The organism is Nocardioides sp. NBC_00850 (assembly GCF_045207335.1).
In the GTDB taxonomy this organism is placed as follows: Bacteria; Actinomycetota; Actinomycetes; order Propionibacteriales; family Nocardioidaceae; genus Nocardioides.
On sequence record NZ_CP108845.1, the window covers coordinates 4,596,262 to 4,613,460 of the forward strand.

The 17,199-nt window shown below is 70.1% G+C and carries 18 protein-coding genes; 8 read left to right on the forward strand and 10 right to left on the reverse strand.

Going from position 1 to position 17,199, the window contains the following annotated elements; all coding sequences use genetic code 11:
* Nucleotide 1: 1 nt before the first annotated feature.
* Together OH802_RS22355 and OH802_RS22360 are read right to left on the reverse strand one after the other, a co-directional pair.
* Nucleotides 2-844 (reverse strand): CHAD domain-containing protein, encoded by an 843-nt coding sequence (locus OH802_RS22355; RefSeq protein WP_406022216.1) that lies wholly within the window; start codon nt 842-844, stop codon nt 2-4.
* Between the two features lie 10 nt (nt 845-854).
* Nucleotides 855-1,850, reverse strand: a complete 996-nt coding sequence (locus OH802_RS22360) for a hypothetical protein (RefSeq protein ID WP_406022218.1) — start codon at nt 1,848-1,850, stop codon at nt 855-857.
* Between the two features lie 113 nt (nt 1,851-1,963).
* Between OH802_RS22360 and OH802_RS22365 the strand changes: the two genes are divergently transcribed.
* Nucleotides 1,964-2,578: a TetR/AcrR family transcriptional regulator gene (locus OH802_RS22365; RefSeq protein WP_406022220.1), complete on the forward strand. Its 615-nt coding sequence runs from the start codon at nt 1,964-1,966 to the stop codon at nt 2,576-2,578.
* On the opposite strand, the gene OH802_RS22370 is transcribed toward OH802_RS22365, so the two are convergent.
* The 6 genes from OH802_RS22370 to OH802_RS22395 all read right to left on the reverse strand — a co-directional run bounded on the left by OH802_RS22370 (nt 2,566) and on the right by OH802_RS22395 (nt 7,862).
* Nucleotides 2,566-3,069, reverse strand: coding sequence for a hypothetical protein (locus tag OH802_RS22370; RefSeq protein ID WP_406022222.1), 504 nt, complete (start codon nt 3,067-3,069; stop codon nt 2,566-2,568). The two genes, OH802_RS22365 and OH802_RS22370, sit on opposite strands and share 13 nt — an antisense overlap.
* Nucleotides 3,066-3,926 carry a dihydropteroate synthase gene (folP, locus tag OH802_RS22375; protein WP_406022224.1) on the reverse strand — a complete coding sequence of 287 codons (861 nt, stop codon included), beginning with the start codon at nt 3,924-3,926 and terminating at the stop codon, nt 3,066-3,068. Before folP ends, OH802_RS22370 begins: the two co-directional genes overlap by 4 nt.
* Nucleotides 3,926-4,840 (reverse strand): glucosyl-3-phosphoglycerate synthase, encoded by a 915-nt coding sequence (locus tag OH802_RS22380; RefSeq protein WP_406022226.1) that lies wholly within the window; start codon nt 4,838-4,840, stop codon nt 3,926-3,928. The genes folP and OH802_RS22380 overlap by 1 nt, the downstream gene beginning before the upstream one ends.
* A gap of 69 nt (nt 4,841-4,909) precedes the next feature.
* Nucleotides 4,910-5,422 (reverse strand): DUF3830 family protein, encoded by a 513-nt coding sequence (locus tag OH802_RS22385; protein ID WP_406022228.1) that lies wholly within the window; start codon nt 5,420-5,422, stop codon nt 4,910-4,912.
* On the reverse strand, nt 5,419-6,870 hold the full coding sequence (locus OH802_RS22390) for an amidase (RefSeq protein WP_406022230.1): 1,452 nt from the start codon (nt 6,868-6,870) through the stop codon (nt 5,419-5,421). The genes OH802_RS22385 and OH802_RS22390 overlap by 4 nt, the downstream gene beginning before the upstream one ends.
* A complete protein-coding gene (locus tag OH802_RS22395; RefSeq protein WP_406022232.1) occupies nt 6,855-7,862 on the reverse strand; it encodes a D-2-hydroxyacid dehydrogenase in 1,008 nt (335 codons plus the stop codon). Before OH802_RS22395 ends, OH802_RS22390 begins: the two co-directional genes overlap by 16 nt.
* Nucleotides 7,863-7,957: 95 nt before the next feature.
* Between OH802_RS22395 and OH802_RS22400 the strand changes: the two genes are divergently transcribed.
* From OH802_RS22400 to OH802_RS22415, 4 genes are all read left to right on the forward strand, one after another.
* Nucleotides 7,958-8,668: an Asp/Glu/hydantoin racemase gene (locus OH802_RS22400; RefSeq protein ID WP_406022234.1), complete on the forward strand. Its 711-nt coding sequence runs from the start codon at nt 7,958-7,960 to the stop codon at nt 8,666-8,668.
* A complete protein-coding gene (locus tag OH802_RS22405) occupies nt 8,665-9,384 on the forward strand; it encodes a maleate cis-trans isomerase (RefSeq protein ID WP_406022236.1) in 720 nt (239 codons plus the stop codon). Before OH802_RS22400 ends, OH802_RS22405 begins: the two co-directional genes overlap by 4 nt.
* Before the next feature lie 158 nt (nt 9,385-9,542).
* Entirely contained in the window at nt 9,543-10,916 is a 1,374-nt protein-coding gene (locus OH802_RS22410) for an MFS transporter (protein WP_406022238.1), read from the forward strand.
* A gap of 163 nt (nt 10,917-11,079) precedes the next feature.
* Nucleotides 11,080-11,736 (forward strand): GntR family transcriptional regulator, encoded by a 657-nt coding sequence (locus OH802_RS22415; protein WP_406022240.1) that lies wholly within the window; start codon nt 11,080-11,082, stop codon nt 11,734-11,736.
* Here the strand turns inward: OH802_RS22415 and OH802_RS22420 are convergent.
* On the reverse strand, nt 11,733-12,548 hold the full coding sequence (locus OH802_RS22420) for a helix-turn-helix transcriptional regulator (protein WP_406022242.1): 816 nt from the start codon (nt 12,546-12,548) through the stop codon (nt 11,733-11,735). The two genes, OH802_RS22415 and OH802_RS22420, sit on opposite strands and share 4 nt — an antisense overlap.
* A 94-nt stretch (nt 12,549-12,642) precedes the next feature.
* Here OH802_RS22420 and OH802_RS22425 point away from each other — a divergent pair, with 94 nt between their 5' ends.
* Nucleotides 12,643-14,070, forward strand: coding sequence for an aldehyde dehydrogenase family protein (locus tag OH802_RS22425; protein ID WP_406022244.1), 1,428 nt, complete (start codon nt 12,643-12,645; stop codon nt 14,068-14,070).
* 55 nt (nt 14,071-14,125) lie between these two features.
* Here OH802_RS22425 and OH802_RS22430 read toward each other — a convergent pair whose 3' ends face one another.
* Nucleotides 14,126-15,592, reverse strand: a complete 1,467-nt coding sequence (locus OH802_RS22430; RefSeq protein WP_406022246.1) for an NAD-dependent succinate-semialdehyde dehydrogenase — start codon at nt 15,590-15,592, stop codon at nt 14,126-14,128.
* 107 nt (nt 15,593-15,699) lie between these two features.
* Between OH802_RS22430 and OH802_RS22435 the strand changes: the two genes are divergently transcribed.
* Together OH802_RS22435 and OH802_RS22440 are read left to right on the forward strand one after the other, a co-directional pair.
* Nucleotides 15,700-16,953 (forward strand): aspartate aminotransferase family protein, encoded by a 1,254-nt coding sequence (locus tag OH802_RS22435; protein ID WP_406022248.1) that lies wholly within the window; start codon nt 15,700-15,702, stop codon nt 16,951-16,953.
* Nucleotides 16,954-16,971: 18 nt separating this feature from the next.
* A complete protein-coding gene (locus OH802_RS22440) occupies nt 16,972-17,157 on the forward strand; it encodes a hypothetical protein (RefSeq protein WP_406022250.1) in 186 nt (61 codons plus the stop codon).
* The last annotated feature ends 42 nt before the right edge of the window (nt 17,158-17,199 follow it).

The following is a 17,199-nucleotide window of genomic DNA, read 5'->3' on the forward strand; positions in this document are numbered from 1 at the left end:
CTCAGGGATTCAGCCAGCCGTGGACCTTCGAGCGGTTCGCCTTCTTCCAGATCGAGGCGAACTTCTCCTCGGCGTCGTCGGCGGCGGCCTCCTCGGCCTCGAGGAACTCACGGACGGCGTCGTCGGGCCCTGGAACCTGCCCGATCGTCTGGATCATGACAGCGGCGTCGTTGAGGTCGCCGAGAGTCGACTGGATCGACTTGGCGGCCTTCGCAAGGCGCGCGGCGTCCTTGCCGAAGACCTCGCGCGACGACTCGGCCGCGTAACGGACCCGCTTGGCCTTCTTGCGCACCTCGTGGAGCTGCCGGCGACGCTCTTCCGCGTCCTCGGTGTTCGCGGCCGCGTCGGCCGCGGCCGCCAGGCGCCGCCAGCTCCGGCGGAGCCGCTTGCGCAGAGCCTTGTTGCCCGGGCCCGCCCCTGACCAGGGCAGACCGTCGGCGAGGGCTGCGATCAGCGCCCGGTAACGATCGCCGCCCAGCTCCGGCAGCAGCCGGGCGCGCCCCTGGATCTGGCGCTCGGCGAGCGCCGCCCGCAGTGCGTCGACACCGGTCGGTCCCGGTCCATGCGCGGCCGCCCAGCGTCGCAGCCGTTTGCGCAGCACCTCTGCGTCGCGTACCTCTCCGAGGAGATCGGCCAGCCACTTCAGCTCTGCCCGGAGCGGCTCGGACCGTGCCACGTCGAGGAGCGGGCGGTACGTCGCCAGGACGCTGCGGAGCCTGCGTACGGTCACACGCATCTGGTGGACCGAGTCGTCCTCGTCACGCAGCACGAGCCGGCCCCAGCGGTGGAGCGCGACCACCTGGTCGCGCCACCACTCGCCGACCGGCTCGTGTGGATGGCTCATCCCTACTGTTCTACCGCGCCACGGAGTCCAGGTCACGCTCGGTTCGTCCGGCTCCGGCGTCCTCGGCGCTGCCCTTCTCGCGGTGCGGGAGCAGGGTCAGGAGCAGACCGAACCCGGCCCAGCAGGCGAGGACGATCAGCGGCGTCGTGGTCCCGGCGCCGTCAAAGAAGGAGAAGCCGCGCAGGACCGACCCGGCCGCGCCCGGGGGCATCAGCTGGCCGAGCCAGCCGAACGGCACCATCTCCGGTGCGGAGGTGATCCCGGAGAGCGGGTTGCCGACGAGCAGGATCAGGAGGGCGACGATGCCGACGCCTGCGGGGCCGATGAGGTGGCGCAGGCCGATGATCGGGAGCGCGACCGCGAGGATGCCGAGGGCGACGACTCCTGCGTTGGCCAGGTAGCTGCCCTCCAGAGCTCCGAGCCAGCCCTGGACGACGCCGGTCATCGCGAGACCGCCGCCGATCGCGATCAGGAAGGCGGCCGCGACCCGGTCACGGGTGCGGGTCAGCACCAGCGAGGTGATGGCGCCGGCCATGATGCCGCCGATCACCAGCGGTAGCGCGGACGCACCGAAGACGATGCCGCGCGGGTCGTCCTCCGCGCTCGCGACGACGTCGGTCACCTGGGGCTGCGTGCCCGTCTCGGCGCCCATGGCGGTGGCCATCTGGGTGAGCTGCTGAGCGACGTTGGCGCTGGCGGCGGAGGCGACCAGGAACTCCGGGCCCTGGGGGCCGACGACGATCGCGCCGTACGCCTCGCGGTCCTCGATCGCCTCGACCGCCTCGTCGCGGTCCTCGACGGCGGTGATCTCGAAGGCGTCCTCCCCCGCGTTGGCGGCGAGCTGGGTCTCGATCTGGGTGACCGCGGCCTCGGGGCCGGCGACGACCAGCGGCAGCGACCTGGGCTCCAGCTCGCTGGTGGGCCAGGCGAACGCGGAGATGAGCAACGTGAGCAAGGTGACCAGACCGAGGCTGACCCCGATCACGGCTTTCACTGACTTGGACATGGCGGGTTCCCTCCAAAAAAACGAATGTTCATTCTCTTTAAGGCGAACTCTCCTCCACCTCGTCGGATTTATCAAGAATGAATGTTCGTTTTCTTTTGAGGTATGCTTCCGGCATGCCGAAGATCAGCGAGGAGCACCGCGCCGAGAAGCGCCAGCAGATCATCGCGGCGACGCTGCGCTGCGTGGAGCGTGACGGCTTCCACAAGACGACGATGGCCGCCGTGGTCAAGGAGTCCGGGCTCTCCGCCGGCTCGGTCTACACATACTTCCGCGGCAAGAACGACATCATCCGCGCGATCGCCGAGTCGGGCCTGACGACCATCGTGGAGGCGATCACTCGTTTCACCCCGGACCCGAGCTCCGATGAGGACACTCTCCCGCCTTCACGGGCGATCGAGGCCGCGACCCAGCACTTTCTCGACGTCTCCGAAGAGCTCGGTGTCGACCTTCCCCGGATCGCCCTGCAGACCTGGGCCGAGGCCGCCCGCGACCCGGAGATCCGAGAGGTGATGGCCCCCGAGGCGCGCCGCATCCGGGCCGCCTGGCGCAGCTACGCCGAAGGCGCAATCGAGGCCGGCCGGTTCCGCAAGGATGCCGATCCCGAACGGATCGCGATGGTCCTCACCGGCCTGCTGCCCGGCTTCATCCTGCAGCGGCTCATGCTGGGCGACGTCACCCCGAAGATCTACGCAGCCGGGCTCACCGACCTGCTCGACTACGCCGACTGAGCCCAGCGGGCGACCCAGTAACGCACCCCGTAGGGGTCGCCGTCGTAATCGACCGCCACCGTGCCGACGCTGCGCAGCAGGTCGGCCGCCTCGATGATCGGGCCGACGTCGGCCCAGAGCTCATCGGCCAGCACCAGATCGAGCGCGCCGAGCGCCTCGGGATCGGGCGTGACCAGCGCCTTGCCGAGCGCCTCGTCGAACCCGGCGGCCCGCGGGTCGAGGTGGCCCGGCGCCTTCTCGCTGCGGCAGGCCGAGCCGTTGCCGACGATGAGGTACGCCGCCTCGCCGCTGGTCACCGGAGCCGTGCCGACCTCGGCCAGCAGCGAGGAGGCCACCCGGGCACCCTGCGCACCCGCGATCACGCGTACGTCCTCGCCCAGCCAGGCCACCGCGGCCAGGCAGGCCGAGCGGAGCTCGTCGACCGGGTCGTCGAGCGAGGCGTACTCCGGCAGCAGGGCCAGGCATCCCGGAACCAGCGCCACTCGAGTCACTGCAGTCCCCTGATCGCTCGCTTCGGACGTCGCCGGCCGGCGATCGTCCAGACCATGTCGACGGTCTGCCGGGTCTGCGGGACCTGGTGGACTCGGTAGATGCGGGCACCCGCCAGGGCGCAGACCGAGGTCGCGGCCAGGGTGCCGAGGAGGCGCTCTCCGACCGGCAGGTCGAGCGTCTCCCCCACGAAGTCCTTGTTGGAGAGCGAGACCAGCACCGGCCAGCCGGTCGCGACCATCTCCCCGAGCCGGCGGGTGATCTCGAGGGAGTGGAAGGTGTTCTTCCCGAAGTCGTGGGCCGGGTCGATCACGATCGAGTCCTTCGCGACGCCGGCGTCCAGGGCCCGCTGGGCGTAGCCGAGGGTCGAGTCGATCGCGTCGCGGACCACGTCGTCGTACTCGATCCGGTAGGGCCGCGTCCGCGGCGTCACGCCGCCGGTGTGGGTGCACACAATCGCAGCGCCGTGGGCGGCGGCGACGTCGACGAGCTCCGGGTCGGCCCCGCCCCAGGCGTCGTTGATGACGTCGGCGCCGGCCGCGCACACCGCGTCGCCGACCTCGGCGCGCCAGGTGTCCACCGAGATCACCAGTGCCGGGAACTCCTCACGGACCTGGGCGACGAAGTCGACCACACGGGCCTTCTCCTCCGCGGCGTCGATCTCGGCCCCGGGTGCGGCCTTGATCCCACCGATGTCGACGATCTCCGCGCCCTGGGAGGCCACCAGGCGTACGCGCTCGAAGGCCGCGTCCTCGGCCCAGGTCGCTCCCTTGTCGAAGAACGAGTCCGGGGTGCGGTTGACGATCGCCATCATCAGCGCCTCGTCATCACCGAAAGAATGTCGTCCGAGGCGCAGCATCAGGCGACCATACCGCCCGAGCCGTCGCGCACCGGCGGCCGCTCCAGGAGGCTCACGGACCGGTCGACGACCTTGGTCGAGCCGTCGATCGGGATGTACTGCCGCATCTCTACGTCGTCGCCCGCCGGACCGGTGCCGAGGCGGCGCGACATCATGCCCACGATCTGGGTCGCCATCAGGCCGAGATCGAAGAGATCCTGGTGGCTGTGGTCGCGCTGGCCGAGATCGACCTGGGCGATCGCGTCCATCCCTCGCGTGTCCAGGGTGTCGACGAGGGCGGCGAGCTCCACGCCGTAGCCGGTCGGGACCCGCAGCCGCTCGAACAGCGAGCGCCGGATCGACCACTCCCCCGCCAGCGGCTGGATCAGGTCACGCAGGGGCGTGCGGTGGAGGGCCAGCAGCGGGCGGGCGACGAGCTCGGTGACCCGGCCTCCGTCGAGACCGTGCTCCCCGGGGCGCCGATAGAAGCCCTTGACCAGCTCGATCGTCGGATTGTTGACAAGGGGGCCGACCAGGCCGCGTACGAAATGGGTGTCCCAGTCGGTCAGGTCGGCGTCCATGAAGACGATCAGCTCGCCGGTGGTCACGAACTGCGACTTCCACATCGCCTCGCCCTTGCCCGGGTATGAGCCGAGCTCGGGCCGGATCGCGGCCGAGGCGTAGACGTCAGCACCGGCGTCGGCGGCGATCCGCGCGGTGTCGTCGGAGGAGTCGGAGTCGATGACGACGAGCTCATCGACCAGATCCGAGGTCTCCATCAGGCTGGTACGCAGCTTGTCGACCAGGCCGCCTACGGTCGCGGCCTCGTTGCGCGCCGGCACCACGAGGCTCACCCGCTGCCCCTGCTTGGCCGCGACGAGGTCGGCCAGCGACCAGTCGTCCCAGTGATGGGTGTTGCTCTCCGACCACGACATGTCCAAACCCTATCGACGGTGCCCTCGAACACCGGACCGATACCCGATCCGTCCGGTTCCCAGCCGTCGCTACTGCGCGTCGTCGTGCGAGCGCGCGAAGGTGAGGATCTCGTCGGTGGCGCCGTTCATCCAGACGTCCTGGCAGGCCTGCGCCATCTCCTCGAGGCCGTCCACGACCGTGCCGAAGACGTTGCCCGGGACCCAGCCCTGGTCGCCGTTGATCAGCAGGTTGTTGCGGCCGTAGAAGAGGGCGAGGTCGACGATCTCGGTCATCTCTCCCGGTCCGCGGTCCTCCGGGTAGCCGTAGGACGGGTTGCCGAGGTCGTCGGAGGAGAAGGCGAAGTAGCACAGGTCCCCGGGGATCGGTGTGACCGTCGTGTTCTCCTTGCCGGGCTCCTTCGCCGCGAAGGCGGGCACCAGGTTGTAGATCTCGTTGCGGGCGTACTTGCCGTGGAAGACCTGGCCGCTGAGCGGCAGTGCGTCCCACACGGCGCCGGCGGTGCGTGGCGCCTCCTCGTCGAGCAGGCGGGCGAGGCAGGAGACGCCGCGGCGCTCCAGGGTGACGGTGATGTAGCGGCTCATCGGGCTCCTCGAGGATTGTCGACAGGTCGGACGAACAGCTCACCGCTGGCCCGTTCGTAGGCCCGCGCCACGCGCAGCACCCGGGCGTCGTCGTGGCGGGCGCCGACGATCTGGAGGCCGACAGGCAGTCCCTCCCCTGTGGTGCCGCAGGGCACGCTCGCCGCCGGCTGCTGGGTCATGTTGAAGGGGTAGGTGTAGGGCGTCCAACTCGGCCACCACTGCGAGGGCCAGCCCTTGGGCGCCTGCAGCCCCCGCTCGAAGGCGGTGATCGGCATGGTCGGGGTGACCAGCAGGTCGTACGTCTCGTGGAACCGCCCCATCAACCGGCCGAGGTCCATCCGGACCGCGGTGGCGTCCAGGTAGTCGGCCGCGGAGCCACGGCCCTTGGTCTCGATGCCCTCGCGCAGCAGCGGGTCGATCTTGTCGATCGCGCCAGGAGGATAGGCGTCGAGCACCTTCGCCGCACCGCAGAACCAGAGCACCTCGAACGCCTCGACCGGGTCGGTGAACCCGGGATCGACCTCGTCGACCTGGGCGCCCTCGGACTCGAGCACGGCGACCGCCTCACGGACCAGCCGCTCAACCTCCGGGTCGTTCTCGACGTACCCGAGCGTGGGCGAGAACCCGATCCTCAGCCCTTCGACACCGCCCTCGAGACCGGCCAGGAAGGAGGCTCCCGGTGTAGGCATCGCCGACCAGTCGCGGGCGTCGAAGCCGGCGATCACGTCGAGCAGCGCCGCCGCGTCGGTCACGGTCCTGGTCATCGGGCCGGCGTGGGAGAGGGTGCCGAAGGGGCTGGCGGGATAGAGCGGGATCAGCCCGTAGGTCGGCTTGATCGTCACCGTGCCGGTGAAGGAGGCCGGGATCCGGACCGAGCCGCCGCCGTCGGTGCCGAGCGCCCACGGTCCCATGCCGAGACCGACCGCCGCCGCAGCACCGCCGCTGGAGCCGCCCGAGGTCAGGCCCGGATCCCAGGGGTTGCCGGTGGAGCCGTAGCGGAGCGAGTCGGTGACGCCCTTCCAGGCGAACTCGGGGGTCGTCGTCTTCCCGGTGATCACGGCACCGGCCTCGCGCAGCCGCGCGACCGTGGGAGCGTCCTCGGGCCACGGGCCGGCCTCGTCGATGAACCAGGTGCCGCGGATTGTCGGCAATCCGGCGGTCCACAGGATGTCCTTGACCGAGGTCGGTACCCCGTCGGCGCTGCCGAGCGGATGCCCGGCCCGCCATCTCTCCGTGGACGCGGTCGCCTGCGCCAGCGCGCCATCCGGGTCGACCCGGACGAACGCGTTCACACCGGGGTCGCGCTCCTCGATCGTGTCGAGCACCGACCGCGTCGCGTCTAGCGGGGTGAAGGCGCCCGAGCGATAGCCGGCCACCAGCTCGGCGGCGGTCAAGGCGCTCAGCTCTGATCCGAGCGCGGTCTTCGGGTCGGTCATCGGGTCGGCCACGACCTCTCCCCCTGCTCCGCGACGACGAAGCCGCGCTGCTTGTCGACGACGTTCAGCAGCGGCTCGCCACTCAACCAGCGCCGGGCGTTGTCGACGAACTGGTCCGCCAGCGCCTCCCGCCAGCCCTCGTAGTCGCCCGACATGTGTGCCGAGACCGCCACTCCCGGCATGGTCCACAACGGGCTCTCGGCCGGCAGCGGCTCGACCTCGAAGACGTCCAGGGACGCCGCCTCGACAGGGCCGTCACGGAGCGCGGAGACGAGCGCGACCTCGTCGACGATCTGCCCACGGCCGACGTTGACCAGGTGGCTGCCCGGCTTCATCGCCGCGAGCACGTCCTCGCTGATCAAGCCGCGGGTCTCGTCGGTCAGCGGGGCCGTGACGACGACGTGGTCGGCCCAGCCGACGTGAGCGACCAGATCGGCGCTGGCGAGGACCTCACCGAAGTCCGGATCGCCGCTGCGGGCGGTGCGGCCGGCGCCGCGTACGTCCATCCCGGCCGCGCGCAGCAGCCGGGCCGTCTCGCGACCGATCGCGCCGGTGCCGACCACGAGCGCGGTCTCGGCGCTGATCAGCCGAGTCTCGCGGCGCAGCCATTTCCGGGCCGTCTGCAGATCGTGGCTGAGGTGGATGTCCTTGGCCACGGCCAGGATCGAGCCGAGCACGAACTCCGCCATCGCCCGGTCGAAGATCCCACGGGCGTTGGTGACGACCACGTCGGAGGCGACCAGCTCCGGGAACAGCAGCTTGTCGACACCGGCGGCCGCGACATGGAGCCAGCGCAGCGAGCCGGCGCTCGGCCAGGCGTCATGGACAGCCTCGGAGAAGTAGTCCCACAGCAGCAGCGCCTCGGCGCCGCGAAGCGCGTCGGCCAGGCCCGCGGCATCGGTGTAGGTGAGCTCGGCATCCGCCTCGAGACGCTCCATCCCGGCGGGTCTGCCGCCGTCAGGCGGACAGAGGACCGTGATCGCGGGGCGCCGGGACGTCTCCAAGAAAAATCCTCCGTCGCATCGACACACCTCCGCAATAATCCGAGACTACGCTAGGAGAGTCGATTGCAGATTGTCAACAATCCTAGCGAGGTGCGATGTCCCCAACGGTACGCATCGCCGTGGTCGTTCCCCATGACATGGTGCTCGACCACGAGCTGTGGCGGTGGGCCCCGCCCGACACCAGCCTGCTCTTCAACCGGACGCCCTTCACCGACCGCGCGGTCACCCTCGAGATGGCTGAGGAGATCGGCGAGACCGCCGTCGTCGAGCAGGCCGTGCGCGACCTCTCGGCCGCCGAACCCCACCTCTACGTCTACGCCTGCACCTCCGGCAGCTTCGTCCACGGCCGGCACGGCGAGCGGCGGCTGACCGCGGCGATGAGCCGAGCCGGCGACGCTCCCGCGATCACCACCTCCGGCGCCGTGCTGGAGTCGCTCGCCGCTCTCGGCGTCTCCCGGGTCGCGGTCGCCACGCCCTACGACGTCGCGCTCGCCGCCCGGTTCGGCAGCTTCCTGGCCGAGGCAGGGATCACCGTCGTGAGCACCGGCGACCTCGGGCTGGGCCACCACATCTGGGAGGTTCCGTACGAGACCACGCTCGACCTGGTGCGGGCCGCCGACACCGACGCCGCCGAGGCGGTCGTCGTCTCGTGCACGAACCTGGCGACGTACGACATCATCGGCCGGCTCGAGGCCGAGCTCGGGAAGCCGGTGATCTCCGCGAACCGGGCGACCATGGAGGCCGCGCTCCGGATGGTCGGACGCACCCCGCCGGCCGCCGAGGATCTGTTGGGGCATGCCTCATGACCCGGCCACCGGTCGTCGGGCTGCTCTATCCCGGCTACGCAGCCGAGGACGACTTCCCGGCGCTCGAGAACGCGCTGGGCGGTGCGATCTGGCTGCCGCTGGTCCACACCTCCATGGGCCGCGACGAGCACACCGTCGAGGCTCTCCTCGACACCGGTTCCGCGGACAGGCTCGCCGCGGGTGCCGACGCGATCGCGGCCCACTCCCCCGACGCGGTGATGTGGACGTGCACGTCGGGCAGCTTCGTCTACGGCCGGGACGGCGCCGCGGCGCAGGCGGCCGCGATCAGCGACCGCCTCGGCGTCCCCGCCTCGTCGACCTCGATCGCCTTCGTCGAGGCGTCCCGCGCGCTCGAGCTCAGGAAGGTCGCCGTCGCCGCCTCCTACCCCGAGGATCTGGCCGGACACTTCAGCTCCTTCCTGGCGGCGGGCGGGATCGACGTCGTCTCCTTCGGCGCCAGCGGGATCTTCACCGCCGTCGACGCCGGCCGTCTGGGCCCGGACGCGGTCCTGGAGATGACCTTGGCCGTCGACGTTCCCGAGGCCGAGGCGGTCCTCGTCCCCGACACCGCGCTGCATACGTTGACCTGCATCGATACGTTGGAGAAAGCCGTCGGGAAACCCGTGCTGACGGCCAACCAGGTGACCGTCTGGGAGGGCCTTCGACTCGCCGGGAGGCCCCGCCCCCTGCCCGGGCTCGGAGCCCTCTTCAGGTAGCGTCGCGGCTTTACATAAACCTCCCGTCACACCCCACGCCACCTAGCCATGTCGCACGGACAGCGCTAACGTGGCGCGAATTGTTGACAAACCTACAGTCAACACTGCGGGTCAAAAGCGGTCCCCAGCCATCAATCACACCGAGCAGGTGAGAAGAAATGTCAGGAACCCCAACCATCCCCTCCAACGAGGCACAACCCGACAAATCGAAGCTCCGAAGAGCCATCACCGGCTCAGCGGTCGGCAATGCGACGGAGTGGTTCGACTACGGCGCCTTCGCCTACGTCGCGACCGAGATCACCGCCAACTTCTTCCCCGAGTACGGCTTCGCCGGCACGGCGCTGACCTTCGCGATCTCGTTCATCCTGCGACCGCTCGGCGGCCTCTTCTGGGGCCCCCTCGGTGACCGCATCGGCCGCCAGCGCGTCCTCGCGATGACGATCATCCTGATGGCCGGTGCGACCTTCCTGGTCGGCTGCCTGCCGACGTACGACTCGGTCGGCATCTGGGCCGTGGTCCTGCTCGTGCTGCTCCGGGTGATCCAGGGATTCTCGACCGGCGGCGAGTACGGCGGCGCCGCGACCTACATGGCCGAGTGCGCACCAGACAAGAAGCGCGGGTTCTACGGCAGCTTCCTCGAGTTCGGCACCATCGTCGGCTTCACCGCCGCCATCGCCGTCGTCTTCATCACGGAGAAGAGCATCGGCCAGGAAGCGATGACCGAGTGGGGCTGGCGGATCCCGTTCCTGATCGGTGGCCCGATCGGCCTCATCGGCCTCTACATCCGGACCAAGCTCGAGGAGACGCCGGTCTTCCAGGAGCTCGAGACGCAGGACGCCGTCGAGGGCGGCGCCGGGGCCGCGCTGAAGGAGCTCTTCGCACTGTTCTGGAAGCCGATCCTCACCCTGATCGGCCTGGTCGCCGCGCTCAACATCGCCAACTACACGCTGCTGGCCTACATGGCGACCTACCTGCAGGAGGAAGCCGGCTTCAGCAGCTCCGACGCCGACCTGCTGGTCATCTTCGGACAGATCGCGATGCTGGTCTTCCTGCCGATCGCCGGAGCGCTCTCGGACCGGGTCGGCCGCAAGCCGATGTGGGGCGGCTCCTTCATCGGGCTGATCGTGCTGTCGGTCCCGATGTTCCTCCTGATCGGTCAGGGCTTCTGGCCGGCGGTCCTCGGGTTCACCGTGCTGGGCATCGTCTACGTCGCCCAGCTCGCGACGATCTCGGCGACATTCCCGGCGATGTTCCCCTCGCAGGTGCGCTACGGCGGCATGGCGATCGGCTACAACATCTCCACCGCCGCGTTCGGCGGCACGGCGCTGTACGTCAACAACGCACTGATCGGCGCCACCGGTGACGTGCTGATGCCGGCGTACTACATGATCGCCGGATCCGTGGTCGGTCTGATCGCGCTGTTCTTCGTCGTCGAGACGGCCGGCAAGTCGATCCGGGGCACCGAGATCCCGGGTACGCCGGAGTCCGAGGCGGAGCTCGCCGAGCTCGACAGTCTCGACAAGACCGTCTGACCGACGTCCGCGAACGAGCGTGCCGGGTGCGTCCCGCGTACCCGGCACGCTCGGTCGATCCGCTCACTGCCGGATCGGCCACATGCAATGATTGTCAACAATCAAACTCTTTCTCGGTGACCCATCGGAGACCACGTTGACAGTGACATCGAGCTTCGAACCCGTGCACAGGGAGTCGACGGCCTCGGTCATCGCTCGCCAGCTGCGCACGGCGATCATGGAGCGCACCCTGCAGCCCGGTGCACAGCTGAGCGAGACCGCGCTCTCGGCCCAGTTCGGCGTCAGCCGCGGCCCGCTGCGCGAGGCGATGCAGCGTCTGGTCCAGGAGGGCCTGCTCCGCAGCGAGCCCAACCGCGGGCTCTTCGTGATCGAGCTCGACGAGGCCGACATCCGAGACATCTACGTGGCCAGGGCTGCCGTCGAGGGTGCCGCCGCCACGATGATCGCCAAGGCACGGGTCCCCGCGGCGCTGCGCGAGCTCCGCGCCGCCTGCGACGCGATGACCAAGTCGCTCGAGCTGGGCGACCCGGCGGCGCTGAGCGATGCCGACTTCCACTTCCACGACGTGCTCGTGCAGTGCTCCGGTAGCCGGCGCCTGGCCCGGATGCACCAGACCCTGATCGTCGAGACGCGGATGTGCCTGACCGCCCTGGAGGGCACCTACCAGCAGCCGCTCGAGCTGGTCGAGGAGCACAACCAGATCGTCGACGCCATCGAGGCGGGCGACGTGAAGCTGACCCTCAAGCGCGTCGAGCTGCACATGGATGAGGCGCTGCGGCGCCTCATCCACGCCGAGGACAACGACGAGGGTTACGTCTAGACCCGTGACAGCATCCTGAGTCGACGCTCGCTCTCACTCCCGGGCTCGGCGGTGAACACCGTCAGAGCCTGGGGCCGATCGGGGTCGTGCAGAGTCTGGCCGTGCAGCTCGAGCTCGCCGACCTCGTCGTGGATCATGCGTTTCGCATCGCAGTAGGGACCGACTACCGGGTGATGGCTCCACAGCTCCTCGAACTCGGAGCTCGAGCGCCGCAGCGCGGTGATCATCGCGTCGGCGCGGGGACATGTGCCGGACGCGGCGGCCCGCGCGAGCTGGGCAACCAGTGCACGGCTGTGGGCCGGATGATCCTCGGGGGGCGTGCGCCGGCGCGTCGCAGGGTCGGTGAACCACCGATAGGCGCGGCTGCGCATCATCCCGGAGTAGCGGGTCTCGTCCCCGAGCAGAGCGACCGCCGCGGGGGTCTGCAGGAGGGTCTCGCCGACCTCGTCGACGATGAGGGCCGTCTCGTCCTGGAGCCGGTCGAAGATCCGCCGCAGGCCCGGGCTGATCCCGGGTTGCGGGTCCGCCGGACGTACGGCTGGATGGCCCGCCAGGCGCTGAAGGTGATCGAGCTCGTCGGAGTTGAGCCGCAACCCTCGGCCGATGGCCGCGAGCACCTGTGCTGACGGCACCGGGCCGCGCGGTTGCTCGATGCGGGTGTAGTAGTGCGTCGAGATGCCACTGAGCTCTGCGACCTCGTCGCGCCGGAGTCCTGGCGTCCGGCGGTGACCTCCCCGGGGAAGTCCGACGTCCTCTGGTTGAAGCGCCTCGCGGCGCGTGCGCAGAAACTCTGCGAGTCGTACGCGATTCACGTCTTCCCAACAACGGCAGGCGATCTCTTACTCCCCTTCAGCCTTGTCATGACCGGGCATGGATGGGGTCCGCCGGGCGAAGCACCGTAGTGGCATGACAAGCATCGACCTGACCTATGACGTCCCCGGCCACTGGGTGGCCGGCACCGTCGTCCCCGCGACCACCACGATGGAGATCGTCAGCCCTGTCGACGGGCGAGTGGTCGCCACCGCTCCGCTCGGCACCGCCGCCGACGTCGACCGGGCGGTCGAGGCCGCTCGTACGGCACTTCCGGGTTGGGCCGGCCTCGGCCCCGCCGCCCGAGCCGATGTGTTGGGAGTCCTCGCGGACGAGCTGACCGCTCGCAGCGAGCGGATCGCTCACGCCATCTCGACCGAGATCGGCGTTCCGATCGGGTTCTCCCGGCTCGCGCAGGCGGCGTTCCCGCCGTTGGTGACCAAGGCAGTCGCCGCCCTGGCCGCCGAGATCTCGTGGGAGGAGCGGGCCGGCAACGCATTGCTCGTCCGTGAGCCCGTTGGAGTCGTCGGCGCCATCACCCCATGGAACTTCCCGCTCCAACAGGTCGTGACGAAGGTCGTCCCGGCGCTGCTGGCCGGCAACACGGTGGTCCTCAAGCCTGCCGAGACCGCTCCGCTGACCGGACCGATCCTGGCCGAGGCAGCAGCGGCCGCCGGGATCCCGGCTGGCGTGTTGAACATCGTCTACGGCACCGGAAGCGTCGTGGGAGAGGCCATCGCGGCGCACCCTGGCATCGACATGGTGTCGTTCACGGGCTCGACCGCCGCGGGCAGGCGTGTCGCAGCGGTCGCGGCCGACACGGTCAAGCGAGTGGGGCTCGAGCTCGGCGGCAAGACCGCCAGCATCGCGCTCGACGACGCCGACTTCGACGAAGTGGTCGCGGAGACCCTGCAGTACGCCTGGAGCAATAGCGGTCAGGCCTGCGGCGCCTGGACGCGGCTGCTCGTCCCGGCCGCACGACACGACGAGATCGTGGCGAAGCTGCGCGAGGCCGCCGCCGAGTACACGGTAGGCGACCCTGCGGATGAGACGACCCGACTCGGACCGGTTGCCTCCGAGGCCCAGTGGCAACGGGTGAACGGCTACATCGAGAAGGGGCTCGCGGAGGGGGCCGAGCTCGTCATCGGCGGGCCCGGACGGGTCCCCGGCCTGGAAGGCGGTGCGTTCATCCGTCCGACGATCTTCGCGAACGTCGACCCGGACTCGACGATCGCCCAGGAGGAGATCTTCGGACCGGTGCTGAGCGTCATCGCCTACACCGACGACGACGATGCGGTGCGCATCGCCAACGGCACGCCGTACGGCCTCACCGCGGCGGTGTTCGGGAGTGACAGCCGAGCTCTCTCGATCGCACGGCGGCTCGAGGTCGGCCAGGTCCATGTCAACGGCGGGGCGTTCACGCCGCTGGCGCCTTTCGGTGGACGCAAGCAGTCCGGGACCGGCCGGGAGATGGGCAAGTCCGGGATCGAGGAGTTCACCGAGCTGAAGGCGATCCTGCTCTGACGTGGCCATGCCTGCGCCCCGGTTCCGGGGCGCAGGCATGGGCCAGGTCCTCGGCTCACATCGCGATGCCGACGTACTTGGTCTCGAGGAACTCCTCGATCCCGGTACGCCCGCCCTCCCGCCCCAGTCCCGAGGCCTTGACGCCGCCGAAGGGCGCGGCGGGGTTGGAGACGACGCCCTGGTTGAGCCCGACCATGCCGGACTCGAGCGCCTCGGCGACCCGCAGGCCGCGGCGCAGGTCGTTGGTGAAGACGTAGTTGACCAGGCCGTACTCGGTGTCGTTGACCGCCTCGACCACCTCGTCCTCGGTGTCGAACGGCGTCAGCGGCGCGACCGGCCCGAAGATCTCCTCGCTGCCCATCTTCGCGGAGGCGGGGACCCCGGTGAGCACGGTCGGCGGGTAGAAGTAGCCCGGCCCGTCGGGGGCGGTGCCGCCGGTCAGCACCCGCGCGCCACCGGCCACCGCGTCGTCCACGAGGGTCTGCACCTTCTCCCTGGCCGCCTCGTCGATGAGCGGCCCGACGCGTACGCCCTCCTCGACGCCACGACCGACGAGCAGCTCGGACATCGCCTTGGCGAGCCGGTCGCCGAACTCCTCGATGACCGAGCGCTGTACGAAGATCCGGTTGGCGGCCGTGCACGCCTCCCCCGTGTTGCGCATCTTCGCGGCCATCGCACCGGCGACCGCCTCATCGATGTCGGCGTCCTCGAAGACGACGAAGCCGGCGTTGCCACCGAGCTCCATGGACGTACGCAGCACCTGCTCCGCGCTCTGGGCGAGCAGCACCCGCCCGACCGCCGTGGAGCCGGTGAAGGAGAGCTTGCGGATCACGCCGGAGCGCAGCAGCGGCTCGGTCAGCTCACCTGGCCGGGTCGTCGGCAGAATGTTGACAACGCCGTCGGGCACACCGGCCTCACGCAGGATCTCCCCGAGCGCCAGCATCGAGAGCGGCGTCTGCTGGGCGGGCTTGATGATGCTGGTGCAGCCGGCCGCGATCGCCGGCCCGATCTTGCGGGTCCCCATCGCCATCGGGAAGTTCCACGGCGTGATCAGCAGCGCCGGCCCGACCGGCTGCTTCGTGATCAGGAACCGGGAGCCACCGGCGGGCGCGGTCTGGTAGCCACCCTCGATCCGCACCGCCTCCTCGGCGAAGTGACGGAAGAACTCCGCTGCGTACGCGATCTCGCCTCGCGCCTCGGCCAGCGGCTTGCCCATCTCGAGCGTCATCAGCAGCGCGAGGTCGTCGATCCGCTCGTGCAGGAGGTCGAAGGCGGCCATCAGCATGTCCGCGCGGGCGCGCGGCGCGGTGGCGGCGAACTCCTTCTGCGCGCCCGCCGCGGCGTCGAGCGCACGGCGGCCGTCCTCGGGGGTCGCATCGGCGACCGCACAGAGCACCTCCCCCGTCGACGGGTCGAGCACGTCGAAGGTCGCTCCGTCGCCGGCATCCACCCACTGACCTGCGACAAGAAGCCCCTTCGGCACCCCTGCCACGACCCGTGCCTCGTTCGGTTCTCCGCCCATCCCGCATCAGCCTCCAAGGTCAGCATTCGACTGTCCTACTGACAGCCGTCGAACGCTCGCCTACTGTAGTAGCCAGTCGGATTGTCGACAATCAACAGGAGTTCACGGTGGCCAAGCTCTCCCCCATCCTCAAGCAGGCAACTCCGGTCGTGGCGGCTCGCGGCGAAGGCGTCCTCCTCTTCGACGAGGACGACCGGCGCTATCTCGACTTCACCGCCGGCATCGGCGTGACCAGCACCGGACACAGCCACCCGAAGGTCGTCGAGGCCACCCAGCGCCAGATCGCCAACCTGGTCCACGGGCAGTACACGACGGTCAGGCACCGCCCGCTCCTCGACCTGGTCGACCGCCTCGGCCCCGTCCTCCCCGCCGGCCTCGACAGTCTCTTCTTCGCCAACTCCGGCTCGGAGGCCGCCGAGGCCGCGATCCGCCTGGCCCGCCAGGCCACCGGCCGCCCCAACATCGTCGTCTTCCACGGCGGCTTCCACGGGCGGACCGTCGCGGCCGCCTCGATGACCACCTCGGGCACCAAGTTCCGTGCCGGCTTCAGCCCGCTCATGGCCGGCGTCGTGGTCTCCCCCTTCCCCGACGCACCCCACTTCGGCTGGCCGCAGGAGCAGGCGACCGAGTTCGCGCTGCGCCAGCTCGACTACACACTGCAGACCCAGAGCGCCCCGGCCGACACGGCCGCGTTCCTCGTCGAGCCGGTCCTCGGCGAGGGCGGCTACGTGCCTGCCGACGAGACCTTCCTCAACGGCCTGCGCGAGCGCGCCGACCGGCACGGCATCCTGCTCATCATCGACGAGGTCCAGACCGGCTTCGGCCGCACCGGCGAGTTCTGGGGACACGACCACTTCAACGTACGTCCCGACATCATCATGACCGCCAAGGGCCTGGCCTCCGGGTTCCCGCTGTCCGCGATCGCGGCGAGCGAGGCGCTGATGTCGAAGGCCTGGCCCGGATCGCAGGGCGGCACCTACGGTGCCAACGCCGTCGCCTGCGCCGCGGCCCTGGCGACCCTCGACGTGATCGAGGAGGAGGGTCTGGTGAAGAACGCCGCCGAGCGCGGCGCCGAGCTCCGCTCCGCGCTGGAGCAGGTCGCGAGCAAGCACGAGGCGATCACCGACGTACGCGGCCTGGGGCTCATGCTCGGCAACGAGTTCCGCACCCCGGACGGGGAGCCCGACGGCGCCACCGCCGCCGCGGCCCAGCAGGAGGCCGCCCGACGCGGCCTGCTGCTGCTCACCTGCGGCGCCTGGGGCCAGGTCGTGCGGTTCATCCCCGCCCTCGTCGTCGACTCCGCGGCCATCGACGAGGCCGCCGGTCTCTGGGCCCAGTCCGTCGACGCCGTCCTCGGCTGACCGCACGGATCGCCGACGATGACGTACGACCTCGAGCGACTGCTCCGCTGGGAGCAGGCCGGCGCGACCTGGGAGGCGATCTGGCCGCGCGCCGGCGAGGTGACCATCGTGCTGTGCACCTGCGACAGCGGCGAGGAGGTCGACCGCTACACCTCGGCGGCAGCCGACCTGCTCGACCACGTGAGGAGTCACTCCGAGGGGTGATATCCGGTTGCTTGCTGCGTACGCGCTCTCGAATGATGGCCG